The 22,094-nt window shown below is 67.3% G+C and carries 20 protein-coding genes and 1 tRNA gene; all 21 read right to left on the reverse strand.

The window, feature by feature from the left end; all coding sequences use genetic code 11:
• Positions 1-130: 130 nt before the first annotated feature.
• Positions 131-391: a 30S ribosomal protein S15 gene (gene rpsO / locus H9L17_RS01860; RefSeq protein WP_187570689.1), complete on the reverse strand. Its 261-nt coding sequence runs from the start codon at positions 389-391 to the stop codon at positions 131-133.
• A gap of 155 nt (positions 392-546) precedes the next feature.
• Entirely contained in the window at positions 547-1,539 is a 993-nt protein-coding gene (gene truB, locus H9L17_RS01865) for a tRNA pseudouridine(55) synthase TruB (RefSeq protein ID WP_187570690.1), read from the reverse strand.
• Positions 1,523-1,885 carry a 30S ribosome-binding factor RbfA gene (gene rbfA, locus H9L17_RS01870; RefSeq protein WP_187570691.1) on the reverse strand — a complete coding sequence of 121 codons (363 nt, stop codon included), beginning with the start codon at positions 1,883-1,885 and terminating at the stop codon, positions 1,523-1,525. The genes truB and rbfA overlap by 17 nt, the downstream gene beginning before the upstream one ends.
• Positions 1,886-1,900: 15 nt before the next feature.
• The gene (gene infB, locus H9L17_RS01875) at positions 1,901-4,510 is read right to left on the reverse strand and encodes a translation initiation factor IF-2 (RefSeq protein ID WP_187570692.1); all 2,610 of its coding nucleotides are present in this window, start codon (positions 4,508-4,510) and stop codon (positions 1,901-1,903) included.
• A 116-nt stretch (positions 4,511-4,626) separates the two neighbouring features.
• Positions 4,627-6,114, reverse strand: a complete 1,488-nt coding sequence (gene nusA / locus H9L17_RS01880; protein ID WP_187570693.1) for a transcription termination factor NusA — start codon at positions 6,112-6,114, stop codon at positions 4,627-4,629.
• A 6-nt stretch (positions 6,115-6,120) separates the two neighbouring features.
• Positions 6,121-6,738, reverse strand: a complete 618-nt coding sequence (rimP, locus tag H9L17_RS01885; RefSeq protein WP_187570694.1) for a ribosome maturation factor RimP — start codon at positions 6,736-6,738, stop codon at positions 6,121-6,123.
• 150 nt (positions 6,739-6,888) lie between these two features.
• A tRNA-Met gene (locus H9L17_RS01890) sits at positions 6,889-6,965 on the reverse strand.
• Between the two features lie 71 nt (positions 6,966-7,036).
• The gene (gene nuoN / locus H9L17_RS01895) at positions 7,037-8,500 is read right to left on the reverse strand and encodes an NADH-quinone oxidoreductase subunit NuoN (protein WP_187570695.1); all 1,464 of its coding nucleotides are present in this window, start codon (positions 8,498-8,500) and stop codon (positions 7,037-7,039) included.
• A gap of 4 nt (positions 8,501-8,504) precedes the next feature.
• A complete protein-coding gene (locus H9L17_RS01900; protein WP_187570696.1) occupies positions 8,505-10,016 on the reverse strand; it encodes an NADH-quinone oxidoreductase subunit M in 1,512 nt (503 codons plus the stop codon).
• 34 nt (positions 10,017-10,050) lie between these two features.
• Positions 10,051-12,141, reverse strand: coding sequence for an NADH-quinone oxidoreductase subunit L (gene nuoL / locus H9L17_RS01905; RefSeq protein WP_187570697.1), 2,091 nt, complete (start codon positions 12,139-12,141; stop codon positions 10,051-10,053).
• A 4-nt stretch (positions 12,142-12,145) separates the two neighbouring features.
• Positions 12,146-12,469 (reverse strand): NADH-quinone oxidoreductase subunit NuoK, encoded by a 324-nt coding sequence (gene nuoK / locus H9L17_RS01910; protein WP_187570698.1) that lies wholly within the window; start codon positions 12,467-12,469, stop codon positions 12,146-12,148.
• Positions 12,466-13,107, reverse strand: coding sequence for an NADH-quinone oxidoreductase subunit J (locus tag H9L17_RS01915; protein ID WP_187570699.1), 642 nt, complete (start codon positions 13,105-13,107; stop codon positions 12,466-12,468). The genes nuoK and H9L17_RS01915 overlap by 4 nt, the downstream gene beginning before the upstream one ends.
• A gap of 13 nt (positions 13,108-13,120) precedes the next feature.
• Positions 13,121-13,612: an NADH-quinone oxidoreductase subunit NuoI gene (gene nuoI, locus H9L17_RS01920; protein WP_187570700.1), complete on the reverse strand. Its 492-nt coding sequence runs from the start codon at positions 13,610-13,612 to the stop codon at positions 13,121-13,123.
• The gene (gene nuoH, locus H9L17_RS01925) at positions 13,609-14,721 is read right to left on the reverse strand and encodes an NADH-quinone oxidoreductase subunit NuoH (protein ID WP_425507435.1); all 1,113 of its coding nucleotides are present in this window, start codon (positions 14,719-14,721) and stop codon (positions 13,609-13,611) included. Before nuoH ends, nuoI begins: the two co-directional genes overlap by 4 nt.
• Positions 14,722-14,738: 17 nt before the next feature.
• Positions 14,739-16,973: an NADH-quinone oxidoreductase subunit NuoG gene (gene nuoG / locus H9L17_RS01930; RefSeq protein WP_187570701.1), complete on the reverse strand. Its 2,235-nt coding sequence runs from the start codon at positions 16,971-16,973 to the stop codon at positions 14,739-14,741.
• On the reverse strand, positions 16,970-18,337 hold the full coding sequence (nuoF, locus tag H9L17_RS01935) for an NADH-quinone oxidoreductase subunit NuoF (protein ID WP_187570702.1): 1,368 nt from the start codon (positions 18,335-18,337) through the stop codon (positions 16,970-16,972). The genes nuoG and nuoF overlap by 4 nt, the downstream gene beginning before the upstream one ends.
• Entirely contained in the window at positions 18,337-18,864 is a 528-nt protein-coding gene (nuoE, locus tag H9L17_RS01940) for an NADH-quinone oxidoreductase subunit NuoE (RefSeq protein ID WP_187570703.1), read from the reverse strand. The genes nuoF and nuoE overlap by 1 nt, the downstream gene beginning before the upstream one ends.
• The gene (locus tag H9L17_RS01945) at positions 18,861-20,171 is read right to left on the reverse strand and encodes an NADH-quinone oxidoreductase subunit D (RefSeq protein WP_187570704.1); all 1,311 of its coding nucleotides are present in this window, start codon (positions 20,169-20,171) and stop codon (positions 18,861-18,863) included. Before H9L17_RS01945 ends, nuoE begins: the two co-directional genes overlap by 4 nt.
• Entirely contained in the window at positions 20,168-20,932 is a 765-nt protein-coding gene (locus H9L17_RS01950) for an NADH-quinone oxidoreductase subunit C (RefSeq protein WP_187570705.1), read from the reverse strand. Before H9L17_RS01950 ends, H9L17_RS01945 begins: the two co-directional genes overlap by 4 nt.
• The gene (locus H9L17_RS01955; protein ID WP_187570706.1) at positions 20,929-21,519 is read right to left on the reverse strand and encodes a NuoB/complex I 20 kDa subunit family protein; all 591 of its coding nucleotides are present in this window, start codon (positions 21,517-21,519) and stop codon (positions 20,929-20,931) included. Before H9L17_RS01955 ends, H9L17_RS01950 begins: the two co-directional genes overlap by 4 nt.
• Complete coding sequence (locus H9L17_RS01960; RefSeq protein WP_187570707.1) at positions 21,516-21,872, reverse strand: NADH-quinone oxidoreductase subunit A; 357 nt, start codon at positions 21,870-21,872, stop codon at positions 21,516-21,518. The genes H9L17_RS01955 and H9L17_RS01960 overlap by 4 nt, the downstream gene beginning before the upstream one ends.
• Positions 21,873-22,094 lie beyond the last annotated feature (222 nt).

Here is a 22,094-nt window from a genome sequence, read left to right on the forward strand (position 1 = left end):
GCTGCATCGCGCCGTGCGATGCGGGAATGCGGCGATGCCGCGATGGTCGGGTGTTGCGTATCCGGTATTGCGTATTACGGGTGCCGCAAAAACAAACTGCGGCGCATTTCTGCGCCGCAGCGGGCTTGGATCAGCGACGCAGGCCGAGTTTGCCGATCAGCGCCTTGTAACGCTCCGCATCCTTGCGGTGCAGGTAGTCGAGCAGGCTGCGGCGGCGGTTGACCATCATCAGCAGGCCACGACGGCTGTGGTGATCCTGCTTGTGGGTCTTGAAGTGCTCGGTCAGCTGCTCGATGCGGGCGGTCAGCAGGGCGACCTGCACTTCCGGGGAGCCGGTATCGCTGTCGCCGCGCTTGTGTTCGTTGATGACTTTCTGGGTATCGATGGACATGGTTGCCTCGTAGTCGCGTGACCGGCAGGAACGGGAGGCCGGAAGCCTCGCCCGCACCGCACGGCTCGCCGTGATGGAGTGGATGAAAAGGAAAATGCGCCCGTGTGAGCAGCGGGATTATAGCCCGCGCCGCCAGCCACGGGCAATGCGCGCGGTCAAGCGGCGCCGTCTTCGCCGCCGGCGCCCGTCGCCGCCCAGCGGAACAGCCGCGCCGGGCGCAGCCCGCCCTCGGCGTCGACCTCGCCCAGGCCCAGCCCGCGGCCGTGTTCGTCCAGGATCGCTACCTGCCGCCCGCGCGGCTGGTACGGCCCGCGCAGGCCTTGCCCGCGGCCCAGCCGCTGCGCCTGCGCGGCGTTCACCCGGACCTCCGGCCACGAGGCCATGCCCGCCTCCACCGGCAGCAGGCAGGCGTCCAGCACCCGCTCGCCGGCATGCTCCAGCAGGTCTTCCAGCGCGGCCAGCGTCCACATCCGCGGCTCGCGGAAGGGGTCCACCCACAGCCGGCGCAGCTGCGCCACGTGCGCGCCGCAGCCCAGCAGCTCGCCGAGGTCGCGCACCAGGCTGCGCACGTAGGTGCCGGAGCCGCATTCCACGTGCAGGCGCAGCAGCGGCTCGCCGCCGTCCAGCAGGTCGGCGGCGTTGAGCAGATCGAAGGCGTGAACGTCGACTTCGCGCTCGTCGACTTCGATGGTTTCGCCGCGCCGCGCCTTCGCGTACAGCGGCTCGCCGCCGCGCTTGAGCGCCGAATAGATCGGCGGGCGCTGGCGGATGCGGCCGGTCAGCGTCTTCAGCGCGGCGTCGATGGCGTCGATGGTCAGCGGCGGCACCGGCTGCTCGCGCAGCGGCTGGCCCTCGGCGTCGTCGGTGTCGGTGACGATGCCGAGCCGGGCCACGGTTTCGTAGGCCTTGCGTGCGCCCAGCAGGCCGCCGGCGATCTTGGTGGCTTCGCCGAAGCAGACCGGCAGCAGGCCGGTCGCCAGCGGATCGAGGCTGCCGGTGTGGCCGCCCTTCTCGGCGCGGAACAGGTGGCGCACGCGCTGTAGCGCCTGGTTGGACGACAGCCCCTGCGGCTTGTCCAGCAGCAGGATGCCGTCCAGCCGGCGGAACACGGTGCGCGGGCGGCGCGTCGGCTTATTCGGTTTCGTCACTGGCGCGCAGGTCGCGCAGGAGGTTGTCGATGCGCTCGCCGCGGTCCACCGACTCGTCGTAGTGGAAATGCAGCTCCGGCACGTGGCGCAGCTTCACCGCGCGCGCCAGCTGGTAGCGGATTTCCGGCGCCAGCGCCTTGAGCGCCTTGACCGTCTCCGCCGCCCGTTCGGCCTGCAGCACGGTCACGAACACCTTGGCGTGCGCCATGTCGCGGGTGATCTCGACGTCGGACACGCTGGCCGAGGCCAGGCCGTGCTCGCGCACGGCGGCATGCACCAGCGTGCCCAGCTCGCGGCGGAGCTGGGCGGACACGCGGTCGGTGCGGTGGAAGGACTTCTGCGCCATGGCGGGACGCACGCCTTACAGCGTGCGCTGCACCTCGATGCGTTCGAAGCACTCGATCTGGTCGCCCGGCTTGACGTCGTTGTACGCCTTCACGCCGATGCCGCACTCGGTGTTGACGCGGACTTCGTCCACGTTCTCCTTGAAGCGGCGCAGCGATTCCAGTTCGCCCTCGAAGATGACCACGCTGTCGCGCAGCACGCGGATCGGCTTGGACTTCTTGACCACGCCCTCGACCACCATGCAGCCGGCGACCGCGCCGAACTTGGAGCTGCGGAACACGTCGCGGACCTCGGCGATGCCGATGATCTCCTCGCGGATCTCCTTGCCCAGCACGTTGGATGCGACCTGCTTCACCTGGTCGATCACGTCGTAGATGATCGAGAAGTAGCGCAGGTCGATGCCGTTGCCTTCGATCACCTTGCGCGCGGACGCGTCGGCGCGCACGTTGAAGCCGATCACGGTGGCCTTCGACGTCATCGCCAGCTGCGCGTCGGATTCGGTGATGCCGCCCACGCCGGAACCGATCACGTTGATGCGGATCTGGTCGTTGGACAGCCCGGTCAGCGCCTCGCGCAGTGCCTGCATGGTGCCGTGCACATCGGCCTTGACTACCAGGTTGAGGGCCAGCTGGGACGCGCCCTCGCCCATCTGCGCCATGATGTCTTCCATGCGGTTGCCCGCCGAAGCCACCAGCCGCATCTCGCGGCGCTTGGTGTCGCGCTGCTGGGCCACGTCCTTGGCCAGGCGCTCGTCGGCGACGACGACGAAATCGTCGCCCGCCTCCGGCACGCCGGACAGGCCGAGGATCTGCACCGGGATCGACGGGCCGGCGGACTGCACCTGGTTGCCGGTCTCGTCGAACAGCGCGCGCACGCGGCCGTACTGGATGCCGCAGACGAGGTAGTCGCCCTTGGACAGGTTGCCCTGCTGCACCAGCACGGTGGCGACCGGGCCGCGGCCCTTGTCCAGCGCGGATTCGATGACCACGCCGGTCGCGCGCCCTTCGCGCACGGCCTGCAGGTCGAGCATCTCGGCCTGCAGCGAGATCGCGTCGAGCAGGTTGTCCACGCCCTGACCGGTCTTGGCCGACAGTTCGACCATCTGCACGTCGCCGCCGAATTCCTCGGCCACCACTTCGTGCGCCAGCAGGTCGTTCTTGACCCGCGACGGATCGGCGTCGGACTTGTCGATCTTGTTGATCGCCACGATCAGCGGCACCTTGGCCGCCTTGGCGTGCTGGATCGCTTCCGCGGTCTGCGGCATCACGCCGTCGTCGGCCGCGACCACCAGCACCACGATATCGGTCAACCGCGCGCCGCGCTGGCGCATGTGGGTGAACGCGGCGTGGCCGGGAGTGTCGAGGAAGCTGATCGTGCCCTTCGGCGTGGTCACGTGGTACGCGCCGATGTGCTGGGTGATGCCGCCGGCTTCGCCGGTGGCGACCTTGGTGCGGCGGATGTAGTCCAGCAGCGAGGTCTTGCCGTGATCGACGTGACCCATGATGGTGACCACCGGCGGACGCTGGGTCTTCTCGCCCTGCACTTCCTCAGCGTGCGCCAGCAGCTCGGACTCGGCATCGCCCGCGTCGGCGTGCACAGCCTTGTGGCCGAGCTCTTCGGTCACCAGCACGGCGGTGTCGTGATCGATGGTCTGGGTGATGGTCGCCATCACGCCCATCTTGAACAGCGCCTTCACCACTTCGCCGCCCTTCAGCGCCAGCTTCTGGGCGAGGTCGCCGACGGTGATCGCGTCGCCGATGGCGATCTCACGCACCATCGGCGCGACCGGCTTGTTGAAGCCGGTGCCGGTGCGCGACTGGTCCATCGAGCGACGGGCCGGCTTGCCCCGGCCGCCGCGCGGCGCGCTGCTGCGGCGGGCGCGATCGGACGCGGACAGGTGCAGCTGGCCGGCGAAGCGCGCGGTGCTGTCGTCGTCCTCGACGCCGGTCTGCATCACGTGCGAACCGCGGTGCGCGGTCTTGCCCTTGTGCGCGCCGCCCTTGTCGGCTTCGCGCGCGGGCGCGCTCGGCTTGGGATGCGCATGGCCGTGGCCGTGCGTCTTGGTCTTGCCGGCCTCTTCCAGCGCGACTTCGGCGTTGGCCGCGGCCTCGGCGGCGGCGCGCTCGGCGTCTTCCTGCTCGCGGCGACGGATATCCGCCAGCTCCTCGGCGCGCTGGCGATCCTTCTCGGCCAGCGCCTGCTGCTCGGCGAGATTGCGCGCGCGCGACTCTTCCAGCTTGCGCAGCGCGTCGGCGCGCTCGGCGTCCATGTCCGCCGCCGACGGGCCCTGGCCCGCGCCCGGCTTGAGGGTGATCTTCTTGCGGGTCACCACTTCGATGGTGCTGCCGCCGGTACGGCCGGTCTTGCCGCTGCCGCCCACCGTGATTTCCTGCTTGCGGCTGCGGCTGAGGGTGATCTTGCCCGGCGCGATGGCCTCGTCGGCGGGCTTGTCGGCCTTGCCGTGCGCGCGGCGCAGGAAGCCGTGCAGCTTGAGTTTCTCGGCGCTGGTGATGACCTGGTCGGGACCGCTGAACTTCATGCCGGCTTCGGCAAGTTGCTCAAGCAGTTTCTCGACCGGCGTGTTCACCAGTTCGGCCAGCTTGCGGATGGTGGTTTGCTGCGACATTCGGTTTCCGGTGTCATTGGCCGCCGCACGGGCGACCGAATCTGTGGATTGTAGGGCGGGTCCCGGCCCGCCGGCCAATCAGGCAGCGCAGGCCGAAGCCCGCGCTGTGCCATGGATCATTCGAACCAGTGCTTGCGCGCTTCCATGATCAGCGCCGCCGCGCGTTCCTCGCCGACGCCTTCGATGTCGGCGATCTCGTCGGTGGCGGATTCGGCCAGCTCCTCGCGGGTGCGCACGCCGCGCTCGGCCAGCGCGTAGGCGGTGGCCTCGTCCATGCCGTCGAGCGACAGCAGGTCTTCGGCGGGCTGGTGTTCCTCCAGGTTCTCCTCCGCCGCCAGCGCCTCGTTGAGCAGCGCGTCGCGGGCGCGCGAACGCAGTTCCTCGACGATGTCCTCGTCGAAGCCCTCGACCGCCAGCAGCTCGGCCACCGGCACGTAGGCGACTTCCTCGACCGTGCTGAAGCCTTCGCTGACCAGAATGCCGGCGATTTCCTCGTCCACTTCCAGCTTGTCCATGAACAGCTGGCGCGCCGTGGCCTGCTCGGCCTCCGACTTGGCCTGCACCTGGTCGGCGGTCATCACGTTGAGCTGCCAGCCGGTCAGACGGCTGGCGAGGCGCACGTTCTGGCCACCGCGGCCGATGGCCTTGGCGAGGTTTTCCTCGGCCACCGCCAGATCCATCGAATGCTTGTCCTCGTCGACGATGATCGACTGCACTTCCGCCGGCGCCATCGCGTTGATGACGAACTGCGCCGGGTTGTCGCTCCACAGGATGATGTCCACGCGCTCGCCGTTGAGCTCGTTGGTCACCGCCTGCACGCGCGAGCCGCGCATGCCGATGCAGGCGCCGATCGGATCGGTGCGGTTGTCGTGCGCCAGCACCGCGATCTTGGCGCGGTCGCCCGGATCGCGCGCGCAACCCATGATCGACACCAGCCCTTGGCCGACTTCCGGTACTTCCAGCTTGAACAGTTCCATCATGAACTCGGGCGCGGCGCGGCTGATGAACAGCTGCGGGCCGCGCGGCTCGCTGCGCACGTCGAACAGGTAGCCGCGCACGCGGTCGCCGGTGCGCAGCACATCGCGCGGGATGCCCTTGTCCTTGGCGATGATCGCCTCGGCGTTGCCGCCCAGGTCGACGTAGATGTTGCCGCGCTCGGCGCGCTTGACCACGCCGGTGACGAGTTCGCCGACGCGATCCTTCCACGCATCGACCACCTGCTGACGCTCGGCCTCGCGCACGCGCTGCACGATCACCTGCTTGGCGGCCTGCGCGGCGATGCGGCCGAAATCGGGGTTCTCGATCTGTTCTTCGATGTAGTCGCCGACTTCCGCTTCCTCGCTTTCGTCCACGGCGTCCATCAGGCGCACCTGGCGGTCGGGCGATTCCATCACCACGTCGTCGGCCACCACTTCCCAGCGGCGGAAGGTCTCGTAGCTGCCGTCCTTCGGATCGATCTGCACGCGCACCAGCACGTCCTGGTCGACGTAGCGCTTCTTCGCCGCCGAGGCCAGCGCCGCTTCGATGGCTTCCAGAATCACCGACTCCGGCACGCCCTTCTCGGCCGCGACCGCATCGACGACCAGCAACAGTTCCTTGCTCATGCCCGCTTACTCCGCATCGAGCGACCCATCGGCCGCCGTCTTGTTGGTTGGATTCTTTTTCGCCGCAGACTTCTTGGCCGTCGGCTGCTTCTGCTTGCCGGGCCGCGCGTCGCGCCCCGATTTGTCCTGCGCTGGCGCGAGGCCCAGCGCCACCCAGTCGGGGACGAGCTTGGCCTTGTCGATGTTCGACGCCGAAGTCGCGAATTCCGCGCCATCGACATCGAACACGATGGTGTCGCCGTCCACGCGCAGGATCTTCCCCTGCAAGCGGCGACGGCCGTCCTGCGGCAGCTTCAACGTGACCTTGGCGCTTTCGCCGACGAAGCGCGCGAACTGCGCCGCGCCGAACAGCGGGCGATCCAGCCCCGGCGAGGACACTTCCAGCGTGTAGTTGCCGGTGATCGGGTCTTCGACGTCGAGCTGCGCGGACACCTCGCGGCTGACCGCCTCGCAGTCCTCGATGCCGACGCTGCGCGTCTCGCTGTCCGCCTGCGGCACGTCGATGTACAGGCGCACCGTCGCGCCGCCCGGCGCGGGCAGGTATTCGATGCCGAGCAGCTCCAGCCCCATTGATGCGACGGTGGGCGAAAGCAGCGCGGCGATGTCGTCGGCCTTGTCTGTCACGTCTTGCCTGCTGAAACCTGAAATGTCGGAACCAGAACTCGGAAACGAAAAAAGGGCCCTCTGGGCCCTTTTCCGATGACGCTGGATTGTGAAAGCCCTGGAGATGCTTTCACGAGCCCGAGCCTAGTGTCGAAATACAACACTGAAACTTGGTAGCGGGGGCAGGATTTGAACCTGCGACCTTCGGGTTATGAGCCCGACGAGCTGCCAGACTGCTCCACCCCGCAGCAGAAGCGAGATTATGCGGGCAAGCGCGATTTTGCGCAAGCCATTTCGTACAGTTTTTTACAGACGGCGTTCAGGCGAACGCGCTCTGGCACCACGCCATCAGCGGATTCCAGAACACGCCCAGCACCAGCAGGCCCAGCGCATTCACGCCGAACACCAAGCGCAGCAGGCGGTCGTCGCGCGGCAGCACCGGCTCGCCGACCGGCTCGTCGAAGTACATGACCTTGATGACGCGCAGGTAATAGAACGCGCCGATTACCGCGAACACCACGCCGACGATGGCCAGCCACAGCATGCCGCCGTTGATCGCCGCGCGCAGCACCGCCAGCTTGGCCCAGAAGCCGAGGAACGGCGGGATGCCGGCCAGCGAGGCCATCACGCACAGCACCATGCCGGCGCTCCACGGGTCGCGCGCGTTCAGGCCCTTGAAGTCCTCGATGTTGTCGGCCTCGAAGCCGCGCCGCGCCAGCAGCACGATAGCGCCGAACGCGGCGGTCGCCATCAGCGCGTAGCTGATCGCGTAGAACATCGACGCCGCATAGCCCTCCGCGCCGCCGCCGGCGAGGCCGAGGAACAGGAAGCCGACGTGCGAGATCGTCGAATACGCCAGCATGCGCTTGAGGTTGGTCTGCATCAGCGCGATCACGTTGCCGACCACCAGCGACAGCGCGGCCAGCACCGCCAGCATCGGCTGCCACTCCGCCGCCAAGGGCGACGCGCCGAAGCCGAGCAGGCGCACCACCATCGCGAACGCCGCCAGCTTGGGCGCGGAGCCGATGAACAGGGTGATCGGCGTGGGCGCACCGTGATACACGTCGGGCAGCCACATGTGGAACGGCGCGGCACCGAACTTGAAGGAGATGCCGGCGATCATGAACACCACGCCGGTCAGCAGCAGCATCGGCTGCGCCACGCCGGGGGCGGCGTCGCGGATGGCGGCGAGGTCGAGGCTGCCGGTCGCGCCGTACACCAGCGACATGCCGTACAGCAACAGGCCCGAGGCCAGCGCGCCCAGCACGAAATACTTCATCGCCGCTTCCGAGGCCAGCTTGCTGTCGCGGTCGATGGCGACCAGCGCGTAGGAACTCAGCGCCAGCAGTTCCAAGCCGAGGTAGACCATGATCAGGCTGCCGGCCGAGATCAGCAGCATCATGCCGAGCACCGCGAACAGCACCAGCACCGATACCTCGCCCTTGTACAGCCCGCGCTCGCGCAGATAGGGCCAGACGAACAACAGGGCCAGCGCGGAGACCAGGCAGGCGCCGATCTTCAGCACGTCGGCCATGGTGTCGCGTACGAACATGCCGTTGAGCACGGTCGTGTGTTCGCCCACGCCGACGCCGGCGGCGATCAGCCCGGCCACCAGCAGGAGGCTGACGACGGACAGCACATGGGTGACGGCACGTTGGCCGTCCCTCAGGAACAGGTCGAGCATCAGCAGCGCGAACGCGGCCCCGACCAGCACCAGTTCGGGGATCAGCGGCAACAGTTCGGCGGCTGCCGGCATGGCGAGAGTGGCTTGCATCGTCGTCATGTCCTTAGAGTTTCGTCGCGGCGAGCTGGCCCGCCAGTTGCGCGATGGACGGCTCCATCAGGTCGGTCAGCGGCTTGGGATAGACGCCCAGCGCCAGCGTGAAGGCGGCGAACACGCCCAGCACGATCCATTCGCGCGCGTTGATGTCCTTAAGCTCCGCGACGTGCGCATTGCCCACGTCGCCCCAGATGATCCGCTTGGTCAGCCACAGCGAGTAGCCAGCGCCGATGATCAGGGTCAGCGCCGCGCCCAGCGCGACCAGCGGACTGTGCTGGAAGCTGGCGAGGATCACCACGAACTCGCCGACGAAGCCGCTGGTGCCCGGCAGGCCGCAGTTGGCCATCGCGAACAGCACCCAGAACAGCGCGAACCACGGCATCACCTTCGCCACGCCGCCGTAGTCCTTGATCATGCGGGTGTGCATGCGGTCGTACAGCACGCCGACGCTGGCGAACATCGCGCCGGAGATGAACCCGTGCGAGATCATCTGCACCATCGCGCCCTGCAGGCCGAGGCGCGCGCCATCGACGTTGCCGCCGTCGCGCACCAGCGAGAACGCGATGAAGGTGCCGAGGATCACGAAGCCCATGTGCGCGACCGACGAATAGGCGATCAGCTTCTTCATGTCGGCCTGCACCAGCGCCACCAGGCCCACATAGACGATGGCGATCAGGCTGAACGCGATCATCAGCCACGCGAACTCGTGGCCGGCGTCCGGCACGATCGGCAGGGTGAAGCGCAGGAAGCCGTAGCCGCCGATCTTCAGCATGATCGCGGCCAGCACCACCGAGCCGCCGGTGGGCGCTTCCACGTGCGCGTCGGGCAGCCACGTATGCACCGGGAACATCGGCACTTTGATGGCGAACGCGGCGAAGAAGGCGAAGAACAGCCAGGTCTGCTCCTGCATCGTCAGCGGCAGCGCAGCCATGTCGGCGATCTGCCAGCTGCCGCCCTTCAGGTACAGATAGATCAGCCCGATCAGCATGAACACCGAGCCGAGGAAGGTATAGAGGAAGAACTTCAGCGAGGCATAGATGCGGCGCGGGCCGCCCCACACGCCGATCACCACGAACATCGGGATCAGCATGGCCTCGAAGAACACGTAGAACAGCATCGAGTCGAGCGCGCAGAACACGCCGATCATCAGGCCTTCGAGGAACATCAGGCAGGCGAAGTATTGCGCCACGCGCTTTTCCACCGAGCCCCACGCGCTCACCAGCACCAGCACGCCGACCAGCGCGGTCAGGCCGATCAGCGGCACCGACAGGCCGTCCACGCCGAGGTGGTACCGGATGTCGTAGGCCGGGATCCACGCGCGCTGTTCGACGAACTGCATCGACGCGGTGCCCATGTCGAAACCGGCGAACAGCGGCACGCTCAGCGCCAGCGTCAGCAGCACGAAGCCGAGCGCGACCCAGCGCGCCAGCTCGGGCCGCTTGTTGCCGGCCAGCAGGGAGAACACGCCGCCGAGGATCGGCAGCCAGATCAGGAGACTAAGCAGGGGCCAGTGGGTCACGCTTGCGATTTCCATCCAGTCGTCGGTTGCCGGCTTACTGCCAGTAGTACTTGGCCATCGCCAGCAGCGCGACCAAACCCAAGATCATTGCGAACGCATAGTGGTAGAGGTAGCCGGTCTGCACCTTGCGCAGCGCCGCCGCCAGCCCGCCGACGAGGCGGACGCTGCCGTTCACGGCCCCGTCGATCACCTTGCTGTCGAACAGGCTGGAGAACTTGCCCAGCTTCAGGCTGCCGCCGGCGAAGCCGCCGATCCACAGATCGTCCATGTAGTACTTGCGATCCAGCAGGCGGATCGGCGCGGCCAGCGCGCGAACGATGCCCGTGCGCAGCTCCGGCTTGATCAGGTACAGCAGCGTCGCCAGCGCGAAGCCGGCCAGCGCCAGCCAGAACGCCGGGGCGGTGAAGCCGTGCAGCGCGAAGGCGATCGGGCCGTGGAACTCCTCGGCCAGCGCGGCGATCACGTCGTTCTGCTGCAACACGTGGATCGCGCCCTCGAAGAACGGCAGCTGCCTGGCGTGGCCGAGCATGTCGGTGCCGAACAGCATCGGGCCGACGGTGAAGAAGCCGACCAGCACCGACGGGATCGCCAGCAGTACCAGCGGCAGCGTCACCACCCACGGCGATTCGTGCGGCTCGTGCGCGCCGTGGTGGCCGTGCCCGTGCTCGTCATGGTGCGCGTCGTGATGATGCGCATCGTGGTGCGCGTCATGGCCATGGCCGTGTGCGTCCTTGAAGCGTTCCTTGCCGAAGAAGGTCAGATACAGCAGGCGGAAGCTGTAGAAGCTGGTGACGAACGCGCCCAGCAGCACCGCCCAGTTGGCGTACTGCGCGATCCAGCCGCCGGTTTCGTGCGCGTGGTGCGCGGCGGCCTCGATGATGGTGTCCTTCGAGTAGAAGCCGCTGAAGAACGGCGTGCCGACCAGCGCCAGCGTGCCGACCCACATGGTGAGGTGGGTGATCGGCATGTACTTGCGCAGGCCGCCCATCTTGCGCATGTCCTGCTCATGGTGCATGCCGATGATGACCGAGCCCGCGCCGAGGAACAGCAGCGCCTTGAAGAAGGCGTGGGTCATCAGGTGGTAGACCGCTGCCGAGTACGCCGACACGCCTAGCGCCACGGTCATGTAGCCGAGCTGCGACAGCGTGGAATAGGCGACCACGCGCTTGATGTCGTTCTGCACCATGCCGATCAGGCCCGTCCAGAACGCGGTGGTCGCGCCGATGAACAGGATGAAGTTGAGCGCGGTCTCCGACAGCTCGAACAGCGGCGACATGCGCGCCACCATGAAGATGCCGGCGGTCACCATCGTCGCCGCGTGGATCAGCGCCGAGATGGGGGTCGGGCCTTCCATCGAATCCGGCAGCCAGACGTGCAGCGGCACCTGCGCCGACTTGCCCATCGCGCCGATGAACAGGCAGATGCAGATGACGGTGGCGATCGACCACGCATGGCCCGGCAGGATTTCCACGGTCGCGCCACGGATGGCGTCGGCATTGGCGAAGGCCGTGCCGTAATCGAGCGAGCCGATCCACAGCAGCACGCCGGAAATGCCCAGCAGGAAGCCGAAGTCGCCGACGCGGTTGACGAGGAAGGCCTTGAGGTTGGCGAACACCGCCGTCGGCTTCTTGTACCAGAAGCCGATCAGCAGGTAGGAGACGAGGCCCACCGCTTCCCAGCCGAAGAACAGCTGCATGAAGTTGTTGCTCATCACCAGCATCAGCATGCTGAAGGTGAACAGCGAGATGTAGCTGAAGAAGCGCTGGTAGCCGTCGTCCTCGGCCATGTAGCCGATGGTGTAGATGTGCACCAGCAGCGAGACGAAGGTGACGACCACCATCATCATCGCGGTCAGCTTGTCCACCAGGAAGCCGACGTTCACCGACACGTCGCCCACTTGCAGCCACGTGTAGAGGTTCTCGTTGAACGGCGCGGCCCCGTGCAGCACCTGCCACAGCACGTGCATCGACAGCGCGCAGCTGGCGGCCACGCCGAGGATGGTGGCGGTATGCGCGCCGGCGCGGCCGATCTGGCGGCCGAACAGGCCGGCAAGCATGCTGCCGATCAGCGGCAGCAGCACCACCAGCACGAGCTGGGTCTTGGAGATCAGGATTGCCGAATCCATCAGGTCAGCCCTTCAAACTGTCGATGTCCGCAACATCAATGGTGCGGCGGTTGCGGAACAAGGTGACCAGGATCGCCAGACCGATGGCAGCCTCGGCGGCGGCCACGGTCAGGATGAAGAACACGAACACCTGCCCGGCGGCGTCGCCCAGCGAGCGCGAGAAGGCGACGAAGTTGATGTTCACCGAGAGCAGCATCAGCTCCAGCGACACCAGCAGCATGATCACGTTCTTGCGGTTCAGGAACAGGCCGGCGACGCTGATGCAGAACAGCACCGCGCCCAGCGCGAGGTAGTGGCCCAAGGTCAGGGCGGACACGAGGTTGTTCATTGCGCGCCCTCCTCCGGCTGCGCCGGCGCGGCGGGGACTTCCGCCTGCATCTTCACCATCCGCACGCGCTCGGACGCGCGCGCGCGCACCTGCTCGGACGGGTTCTGGTGGCGCGCGCCCGGACGGCGGCGCAGGGTCAGCATCACCGCCGCCACCACCGCCACGGTCAGGATCACCGCCGCCACTTCGAAGGGCAGCATGAAATCGGTGAACAGCGCATGCGCCAGCCAGGTGGTGTTCGGCACGCCGGCGGCAACCGCGGCGTTGTCGGCCAGCGGCGATTGCAGCGCGCTGCGCACGCCGATCAGCACCAGCATCTGCACCAGCATCACCGCCGCCACGACCAGCCCGACCGGCAGGTAGCGCACGTAGCCCTCGCGCGCCGGGGCCTTTTCCATGTCCAGCATCATCACCACGAACAGGAACAGCACCATCACCGCGCCGACGTAGACCAGCACCAGCGCGATGCCGAGGAACTCGACGCCGCCCACGATCCAGGTGCAGGCCACCGAGAAGAAGGTCAGCACCAGCCACAGCACCGCGTACACGGGGTTGCGCGCGGTGATCGCGGCCAGCGCGGCAATCGCGGCAACCGCCGCGAAGCCGAGGAAGGCAAGGGTTGGGAAATCGAAGTCCATGCTCGGTCTTGCCTCAACGGTACGGGGCGTCGGCGGCGCGGCGCTCGGCGATTTCCGGCTCCAGCCGGTCGCCGATCGCAAGCAGCTGCGGCTTGGTCAGCACGTTCTGGCCGCGCTTGTCGAAGTGGTATTCGTGCACGTGCGTCTCGACGATGGAGTCGGTGGGGCAGGACTCCTCGCAGAAGCCGCAGAAGATGCACTTGAACAGGTCGATCTCGTAGCGGGTGGTGCGGCGGCTGCCGTCGTCCGCGCGCGGCGCGGCCTCGATGGTGATCGCCAGCGCCGGGCACACCGCCTCGCACAGCTTGCAGGCGATGCAGCGTTCCTCGCCGTTGGCGTAGCGGCGCAGCGCGTGCACGCCGCGGAAGCGCGGCGACTGCGGGGTCTTCTCCATCGGGTACATCAGCGTGTACTTGGGACGGAACAGGTATTTCAGGGTCAGCCACATGCCGCTGGCGAGTTCCAGCAGCAGCAGGCTCTTGAAGTAGGACACCAGCTTGCTCATGCCGCCGCTCCGGTTGCGCCACCGCCGATCACGCCGAAGTACACCAGCAGCGCGGTCACGAAGATCCAGGCGATGGTGATCGGGATGAACACCTTCCAGCCCAGCCGCATGATCTGGTCATAGCGGTAGCGCGGGAAGGTGGCGCGGAACCACAGGAAGCAGGTGGCGAAGAAGAACACCTTGGCCAGCAGCCACGGCCAACCGCCCTGCCAGATCCAGTTCACCGTCCAATGCACGCTGCCGAAATCGACGATGCCCTGGAGGGGGCTCAGCCAGCCGCCGAGGAAGAAGATCGCGGTCAGGAAGCTGACCAGGATCATGTTGGCGTATTCGGCCAGGAAGAACAGCGCGAACTGCGAGCCGGAGTATTCGACCATGTGGCCGGCGACGATTTCCGATTCGCCTTCCACCACGTCGAACGGCGCGCGGTTGGTCTCGGCCACGCCGGACACGAAATACACCACGAACAGCGGCAGCAGCGGAATGAAGAACCAGCCGAGGAAGCCCTTGCCGGACTGCGCCATCACGATGTCGGTCAGGTTCAGGCTGCCGGCGGCAATCAGCACGCCGACCAGCGAGAAGCCCATCGCGATCTCGTAGCTGATCATCTGCGCCGAGGCGCGCATCGCGCCGAGGAAGGCGTACTTCGAGTTCGAGGCCCAGCCGGCGATGATCACGCCGTAGATGCCCAGCGAGGTCATCGCCAGCAAGTACAGCAAGCCAGCGTTGGCGTTGGACAGCACCACCTGCGCGTCGAACGGCACCACCGCCCACGCGGCGAACGCCGGCACCAGCACCAGCAGCGGCGCGAGGCGGTACAGCACGGGCTGCGCCACGCTGGGCTGCACCACTTCCTTGAACAGCAGCTTGAACACGTCGGCGAAGGCTTGGAGGATGCCCCAGCCCACGTACATCGGCCCGTGGCGGACGTGCATCCAGCCGATCAGCTTGCGCTCCCAGACCACGTAAAACGCGACGGCGACGATGACCGGCACGGCGATGGCGAGGATCTTCAAGACGATCCAGACCAGCATGCCCAGCGTGCCGAGCGACAGCAGGGCTTCGCGCAGCGGGTCGATGGCGTACTGCATCAGGGGATTGCCCAACATGGCGTTGATGGCGATGCTCATGCGCGGGCGACCTCCAGCGAACTTGCAGCCACAAGCGGCGCGGTCGCGCCGTAGCCTGCTTCGATCCAGACGCTGCCTTGGGCAACGCGCGCGTCGAGCAGCACCTGCAAGGTGGCGGTGCCGGTGGCGGTGCTGAACTTCGCCATCGCGCCTTCGCCGATCCCGGCGGCAGCGGCGTCGGCGGGATTCAGCGACGCGTGCGGGCCGGCGTTGAGCGGATGCGATTGCAGCGCGCCGCAGCGGCGGATCACCGCATCGACGCGATAGATCGCCTGCGAGGCGGCGACTTCGAGGCCACCCGACGCCGGCGCAACCGCCCCGCCCTTCGCCACCTGCACCGTCTTCGGCGCGAGGCCGGCGCGCAGGCCGTCCAGGTCGGTGAACTCGAAACCGGGCAGCGCGAGGTCGCCGCCCAGCGCGCGCAGCACGCGCCAGCCGGAATGCGCCTGGCCCGGCAGCTTGCCGGCGGCGGCGGTCGCCTGGGCGATGCCGTCGAGGTTGGTCAGCGTGGCCTCGACTTCCGGCAGCGCGCCGATCGGCAGGATCACGTCGGCCACGCGGCGGGTGGACTGGCAGGCGAACTGGCTGAACGCCACCACCTGCGCCGCGCCCAGTGCCGTCAGCGCGGTGCGCTGGTCGGCGAAATCGAGGCCCGGCTCGATGCCGTAGATCACGTAGGCCTTGCGCGGCTCGCGCAACATCGCCTGCGCGTCGCGCGCGGCCGGCAGCACGCCGTGCCGCGACAGGCCCAGCGCGTTCGCGCCCTGCGGGATGCGGCACAGTTTCGCGTTCTTCGCGGCGGCGAAGTCGGCGGCGGCCTTGCGGACGGCGGCGGCATGCGGGCCGTTCTCGGCCACGCCGCCGACGATCACCGCGACGTTGGCGGCATCGCCCAGATCGACCTTGGCGATGGCGTCGGCCAGTTGCGACGGCGCGACGACGTGCCTGGACGCGATGGCGAAGGTGAAGTCGAAATCGACCGAGTTCACCACGTGCACCTTGGCGCCACGCTTGGCCGCCTTGCGCACGCGCTGGTGCAGCAGTGGCACTTCGTGGCGCAGGTTGGAGCCGACGATGACGATGGCGTCGGCCTGTTCGATCTCCGCGACCGGCATGGCGAACGCCTGCGCGTGCGCGCCGTCGGACAGGTCGAGCTGGCCGATGCGGTGGTCGATGTTGCCGCTGCCCAGGCCTTCGGCCAGGCGCGCCAGCAGCGCACCCTCCTCGTTCGAGGTGGCCGGATGCGCCAGCACGCCGAGCGCGTCGCCGGCGTTGTCGCGCAGGATCTGCGCGGCCTTCGCCAGCGCCTCGTCCCAGCTGGCTTCGCGGAAGCCTTCGCCGTCGCGGATCAGCGGCGCGACGGCGCGGTCGTCGGCGGACAGGCCTTCATGCGCGTAGCGGTCGCGGTCGGACAGCCAGCACTCGTTCACCGCCTCGTTGTCGCGCGGCACGCTGCGCAGGATGTCGCCGCGGCGGACGTGGTGGAACAGGTTGCTGCCGAGCGCGTCGTGGTAGCCGATCGACGGCCGCGCAGTCAGCTCCCACGGGCGCGCCTTGAACTGGAACACCTTGTTGGTCAGCGCACCCACCGGGCAGACGTCGATGACGTTGCCGGACAGTTCGGTGGTCAGCGGCTTGCCGTCGAAGGTGCCGATCTGCAGGTTCTCGCCGCGGTACATGCCGCCGAGTTCGTAGGTGCCGGCGATCTCCGCGGTGAAGCGGATGCAGCGCGTGCACTGGATGCAGCGGGTCATCTCGGTGGCGACCAGCGGCCCCATGTCCTCGTCGGCCACCACGCGCTTGCGCTCGACGAAGCGGTTGACCGAGCGACCGTAGCCCAGCGACAGATCCTGCAGCTCGCACTCGCCGCCCTGATCGCAGACCGGGCAATCCAGCGGGTGGTTGATCAGCAGGAACTCCATCACGTTGCGCTGCGCCTTCAGCGCCTTCTCGTTGCGCGTGAATACCTTGAGGCCGTCCATCACCGGCGTGGCGCAGGCCGGCGACGGCTTGGGCGCGGCGCGACCGCCGACTTCGGTATCGACCAGACACATGCGGCAGTTGGCGGCAATCGGCAGCTTCTCGTGGTAGCAGAAGCGCGGGATCGGGATACCGGCTTTGTCCGCCGCTTGGATAATCATCGAACCTTTCGGCACCGCCATCTCGACATCGTCGATGAAGACGGTGACGTGGTCGGGCGGCAGGTTCGGGTTGACCGGCTGCGCACTCATGCGGCCACCTTTTCGGGTTGAACCAGCGTGCCGGCGCGTTCGTCATCGACGTAGAAACGCTTGTTCACGATGGCGTATTCGAACTCGTGCCAGTAGTGGCGCAGGAAGCCCTGCACCGGCCACGCGGCGGCTTCGCCGAAGGCGCAAATGGTGTGGCCTTCGATCTGGCCGGCGGCGGCGCGCAGCATCTGCAAATCGTCCAGCGTCGCCTCGAAATTGGCGATGCGGGTCAGCATGCGGTACATCCAGCCGGTGCCTTCGCGGCAGGGCGTGCACTGGCCGCAGCTTTCCGCCTTGTAGAAGCGGGCAATGCGCTGGCAGGCGCGCACCATGCAGGTGGTTTCGTCCATGACGACGACCGCGCCGGAGCCGAGGCCGGAACCGGCCTTCTGGATGGCGTCGTAGTCCATCGTCAGCTGCATCATCGTCTCGCCCGGCAGCACCGGCATCGACGAACCGCCAGGGATCACCGCCTTGATGCGATGGCCGGGACGGATGCCGCCGCACAGCTCCAGCAGTTCGGAGAACGGCGTGCCGAGGCGGATTTCATGGTTGCCCGGCTTGGCGACGTGGCCGCTGACCGAAAAAATCTTGCAGCCGCCATTGTTCGGCTTGCCCAGCGCCATGAACCATTCCGGCCCGTTGCGCACGATGGCCGGCACCGAGGCGTAGGTCTCGGTGTTGTTGATGGTGGTCGGCTTGCCGTACAGGCCGAAGTTGGCCGGGAACGGCGGCTTGTAGCGCGGCTGGCCCTTCTTGCCTTCCAGCGACTCCATCAGCGCGGTTTCCTCGCCGCAGATGTAGGCGCCCGCGCCCAGCGCGTTGTAGATGTCGATGTCGATGCCGCTGCCGAGGATGTCCTTGCCCAGCCAGCCGTGCTTGTAGGCTTCGGCCAACGCTTCCTCGATATGCTCGAACGGCTCGTGGTGGAACTCGCCGCGCATGTAGTTGTAGGCCGCCTTGGTATTGGTGGCGTAGCAGGCGATCGCCAGCCCTTCCAGCACCGCATGCGGGTTGTAGCGAAGAATGTCGCGGTCTTTGCAGGTACCCGGCTCGGATTCGTCCGAGTTGCACAGGATGTACTTCTCGCCGTCGTGCTTCGGCATGAAGCTCCACTTCAAGCCGGTCGGGAAGCCCGCGCCGCCGCGACCACGCAGACCCGACGCCTTCACCATCTCGATGATATCGGCAGGCGGGATCTTCTCGGTCAGCACCTTGCGCAGCGCCTGATAGCCGCCGGTCTTGAGGTAGTTCTCGTACGACCACGGCTTGTCGAAATGCAGCGTGGTGTAAACGGCCTGATGCTCCTTCGGCGCGGGGCCGACGGGGCCGTAGCCTTCCGAATAGTGGGAATGTCCGCCCATTACTTCAGCCCGTCCAGCAGCTCGTCCACCTGCGCGGCGTCGAGCTTCTCGTGGTAATGCCCGTTGATGACGACCACCGGCGCGCCGCAGCAGGCGGCCACGCATTCTTCCTCGCGCTTGAGGTAGATGCGGCCGTCGGCGCTGGTTTCGCCCAGCTTGCAGCCCAGCTTCTTCTCGGCGTGCGCGACAAGGTCTTCCGCACCGTTGAGCCAGCAGCTGATGTTGGTGCAGAACGCCACGTTGTTGCGGCCCACCTTCTTGGTCTCGAACATCGAGTAGAAGCTGGCGACCTCGTAGGCCCACACCGGCGGCAGGTCGAGATACTTCGCCACCGCCGCGATCAGTTCGTCGGTCAGCCAGCCGCCGTTCTGCTCCTGCGCCGCGAACAGCCCTTGCAGCACGGCGGAACGCTTGCGCTCCGGCGGGAACTTGGTCAGCCAGTGATCGATGTGCGCGCGCGTCGCATCGCTCAACGCTACCAGCGGATCCACGTTGCGGCAGGCTTCGAAATTGCCGGTCGCTCTCATCGGTCAACCTCACCAAACACGATGTCATAGGTGCCGATCATCGCCACCACGTCGGACAGCATGTGCCCCTTCGTGATCTCGTCCATCGACGACAGATGGGCGAAGCCCGGCGCACGCAGGTGCACGCGGAACGGCTTGTTGGCCCCGTCGCTCACCAGGTAGCAGCCGAACTCGCCCTTGGGCGCTTCCACCGCCGCGTAGGTTTCCCCGGCGGGCACGCAGTAGCCTTCGGAGAACAGCTTGAAGTGGTGGATCAGCGCTTCCATGCTCTGCTTCATGTCCGCGCGCGACGGCGGGGACACCTTGTAGTTGTCCAGCATCACCGAGCCTGGGTTGGCCTTCAGCCACTTCACGCACTGGGCGATGATGCGGTTGGACTCGCGCATTTCCGCCATGCGCACCAGGTAGCGGTCGTAGCAGTCGCCGTTGACGCCGACCGGGATGTCGAAATCGACCTCCGCGTACTTGGCGTAGGGCTGCTTCTTGCGCAGGTCCCATTCAATGCCGGAACCGCGCAGCATCGGGCCGCTCATGCCCCAGCCCTTGGCCTGCTCCGGCGTGACGACGCCGATGCCGACGGTGCGCTGCTTCCAGATGCGGTTGTCGGTGAGCAGCGTTTCGTACTCGTCCATCCGCGCCGGGAAGTCCTGGGTGAAGTGCTCCAGATAGTCCAGCAGCGAGCCTTCGCGCCATTCGTTGAAGCGCTTGAGCTTGCCGCCCTTGCGCCACGGCGATTCCTTGTACTTCGGCATCTTCTCCGGGAGGTCGCGGTAGACGCCGCCGGGACGGTAGTAGGCCGCGTGCATGCGCGCGCCGCTGACCGCTTCGTAGCAGTCCATCAGCTCTTCGCGCTCGCGGAAGGCGTACAGAAAGATGGCCATCGCGCCGAGGTCGAGGCCGTTGGAGCCGACCCACATCAGATGGTTCAGGATGCGGGTAATCTCGTCGAACATCGTGCGGATCCACTGCGCGCGTTCCGGCGCCTGGACCCCCATCAGCGTTTCGATGGCGCGCACGTAGGCGTGCTCGTTGCACATCATCGAGACGTAGTCCAGGCGATCCATGTAGCCGATCGACTGGTTGAACGGTTTGGATTCCGCCAGCTTCTCGGTTCCGCGATGCAGCAGGCCGATGTGCGGATCGCAGCGGCGCACCACTTCTCCGTCCATTTCCAGGATCAGGCGCAGCACGCCGTGCGCCGCCGGATGCTGCGGGCCGAAGTTCAGCGTGTAGTTGCGGATTTCCTGCGTCGCTTCCACCGGGTTGCTGGCGAACGCTTCGCCGCTGGGCGTGGCATGGGCGTTCATCGGCGTGCCTCCCGCTCCAGGATGCGGCTGCTGCGTTCGGCCTGCGCGGTGGCCAGGCCGGCGTCGTCGCGGATCACGCGGGCCACGCCCACGCGCGGCTCGACGCTGGTGACGGGTTCGTACACCACGCGCTTCTTCTCCTCGTCGTAGCGCACTTCGACGTTGCCGATCAGCGGGAAGTCCTTGCGGAACGGATGGCCGACGAAGCCGTAGTCGGTGAGGATGCGGCGCAGGTCGGGGTGGCCGTCGAAGATGATGCCGAACAGGTCGAACGCCTCGCGCTCGAACCAGTTGGCGCCCGGCCACAGGCCGGTGACGGACGGCACCACCGGCAGGCCTTCGTCCGGCGCGAAGCAGCGCACGCGCAGGCGCAGGTTGCGGGCGAGCGACAGCAGGTGCAGCACCGCGGCGTAGCGGCGGCCCGGGATGTCGGCGTCCGGCGCGGCGGTGCCGGGCTGGGCGACTTCGTGGCTGGGCTGCTGGCCCCACTGGAAGCGGCCCGGGCCGCTGCCTTCCACGCCGCGGCTGAAGCCTTCGTTGGACACACCGACGGTGTCCCACTCGTCGCCGCCGTGGCCCAGGTAGTCCACGCCGCACAGGTCGACGAAGGTGTCGAAGCCGAACTCGTCGCGCAGCGCGGTGCAGGCGGCCAGCCAGTCGGCGGCCGGCACTTCCAGCGTCACTTCGCCGCGCGGCTGCGCTACCTCCACGGCGGCCTCGCCGAAGCGGGCGGTCAGTTCGTTGGCCAGCGTCGTGCTCATGCGCGCGCGCCCTCCGGCTTCGGCGTCCGCGAGAACGGGTTCTGCTCCATCCGGCGGATCTTCTTCTGCAACTGCAGGATGCCGTACACCAGCGCCTCGGCGGTCGGCGGACAGCCCGGCACGTACACGTCCACCGGCACCACGCGGTCGCAGCCGCGCACCACGGAATACGAATAGTGGTAGTAGCCGCCGCCGTTGGCGCAGCTGCCCATCGAGATCACCCACTTCGGGTCGGGCATCTGGTCGTAGACCTTGCGCAGCGCCGGGGCCATCTTGTTGACCAGCGTGCCGGCCACGATCATCACGTCGGACTGGCGCGGCGACGGGCGGAACACCACGCCGTAGCGGTCGAGGTCGAGGCGCGCCGCGCCGGCGTGCATCATTTCCACCGCGCAGCAGGCCAGGCCGAACGTCATCGGCCACATCGAGCCGGTGCGCGCCCAGTTCCACAGCGCGTCGAGGCTGGTGGTGACGAAGCCGTTCTGCAGCAGCGGATTGTCGCCATCCGGACGCAGGATGTCGTCCAGCCGCCCTTCCGGCAGCGGATTGCTGGCGGCTTCCAATACTGATTGGACGATATTGCTCATTCCCACTCCAGCGCGCCGCGCTTCCACACGTACACGAAGCCGATCACCAGCAGCGTGAGGAACACGCCCATCTCGATCAGGCCGAACACCCCGAGCTCGCGGAACACCACGGCCCACGGGAAGACGAAGGCGATTTCCAGGTCGAACACGATGAACAGGATCGCGACCAGGTAGTAGCGCACGTCGAACGGCATGCGCGCGTTCTCGAACGCGCCGAAGCCGCATTCGTAGGGCGAGAGCTTTTCGCCGGACGGCCGCTTGGGGCCGAGGACGTTGCCGACGATGATCAGGGCGATGCCGATCCCGGTGGCGACGATCAAAAACAGCAGGGTGGGCAGGTATTCGGCCAGCACGCTTGCCTCTTCTCGTTGGTGGGCTTGCCGGCCGCGATGGCCGCTCGCTAGTAGCCGCGCATTCTAACCGCCGCGGCATGACGGCGGCCAGACCTTGCGGCGTCGAAATCATGCGAAACGCGCGCCATTTCCCGCATTCGCGGGGTTGCCGAGAATCGTTCGCATCGCGATGCGGCAAATACCCGGGCGAATCGCGGATTCCTGTATCGGCCCCCACCATCG

The sequence above is a fragment of the Thermomonas brevis genome (genome assembly GCF_014395425.1).
Lineage (GTDB): Bacteria > Pseudomonadota > Gammaproteobacteria > Xanthomonadales > Xanthomonadaceae > Thermomonas > Thermomonas brevis.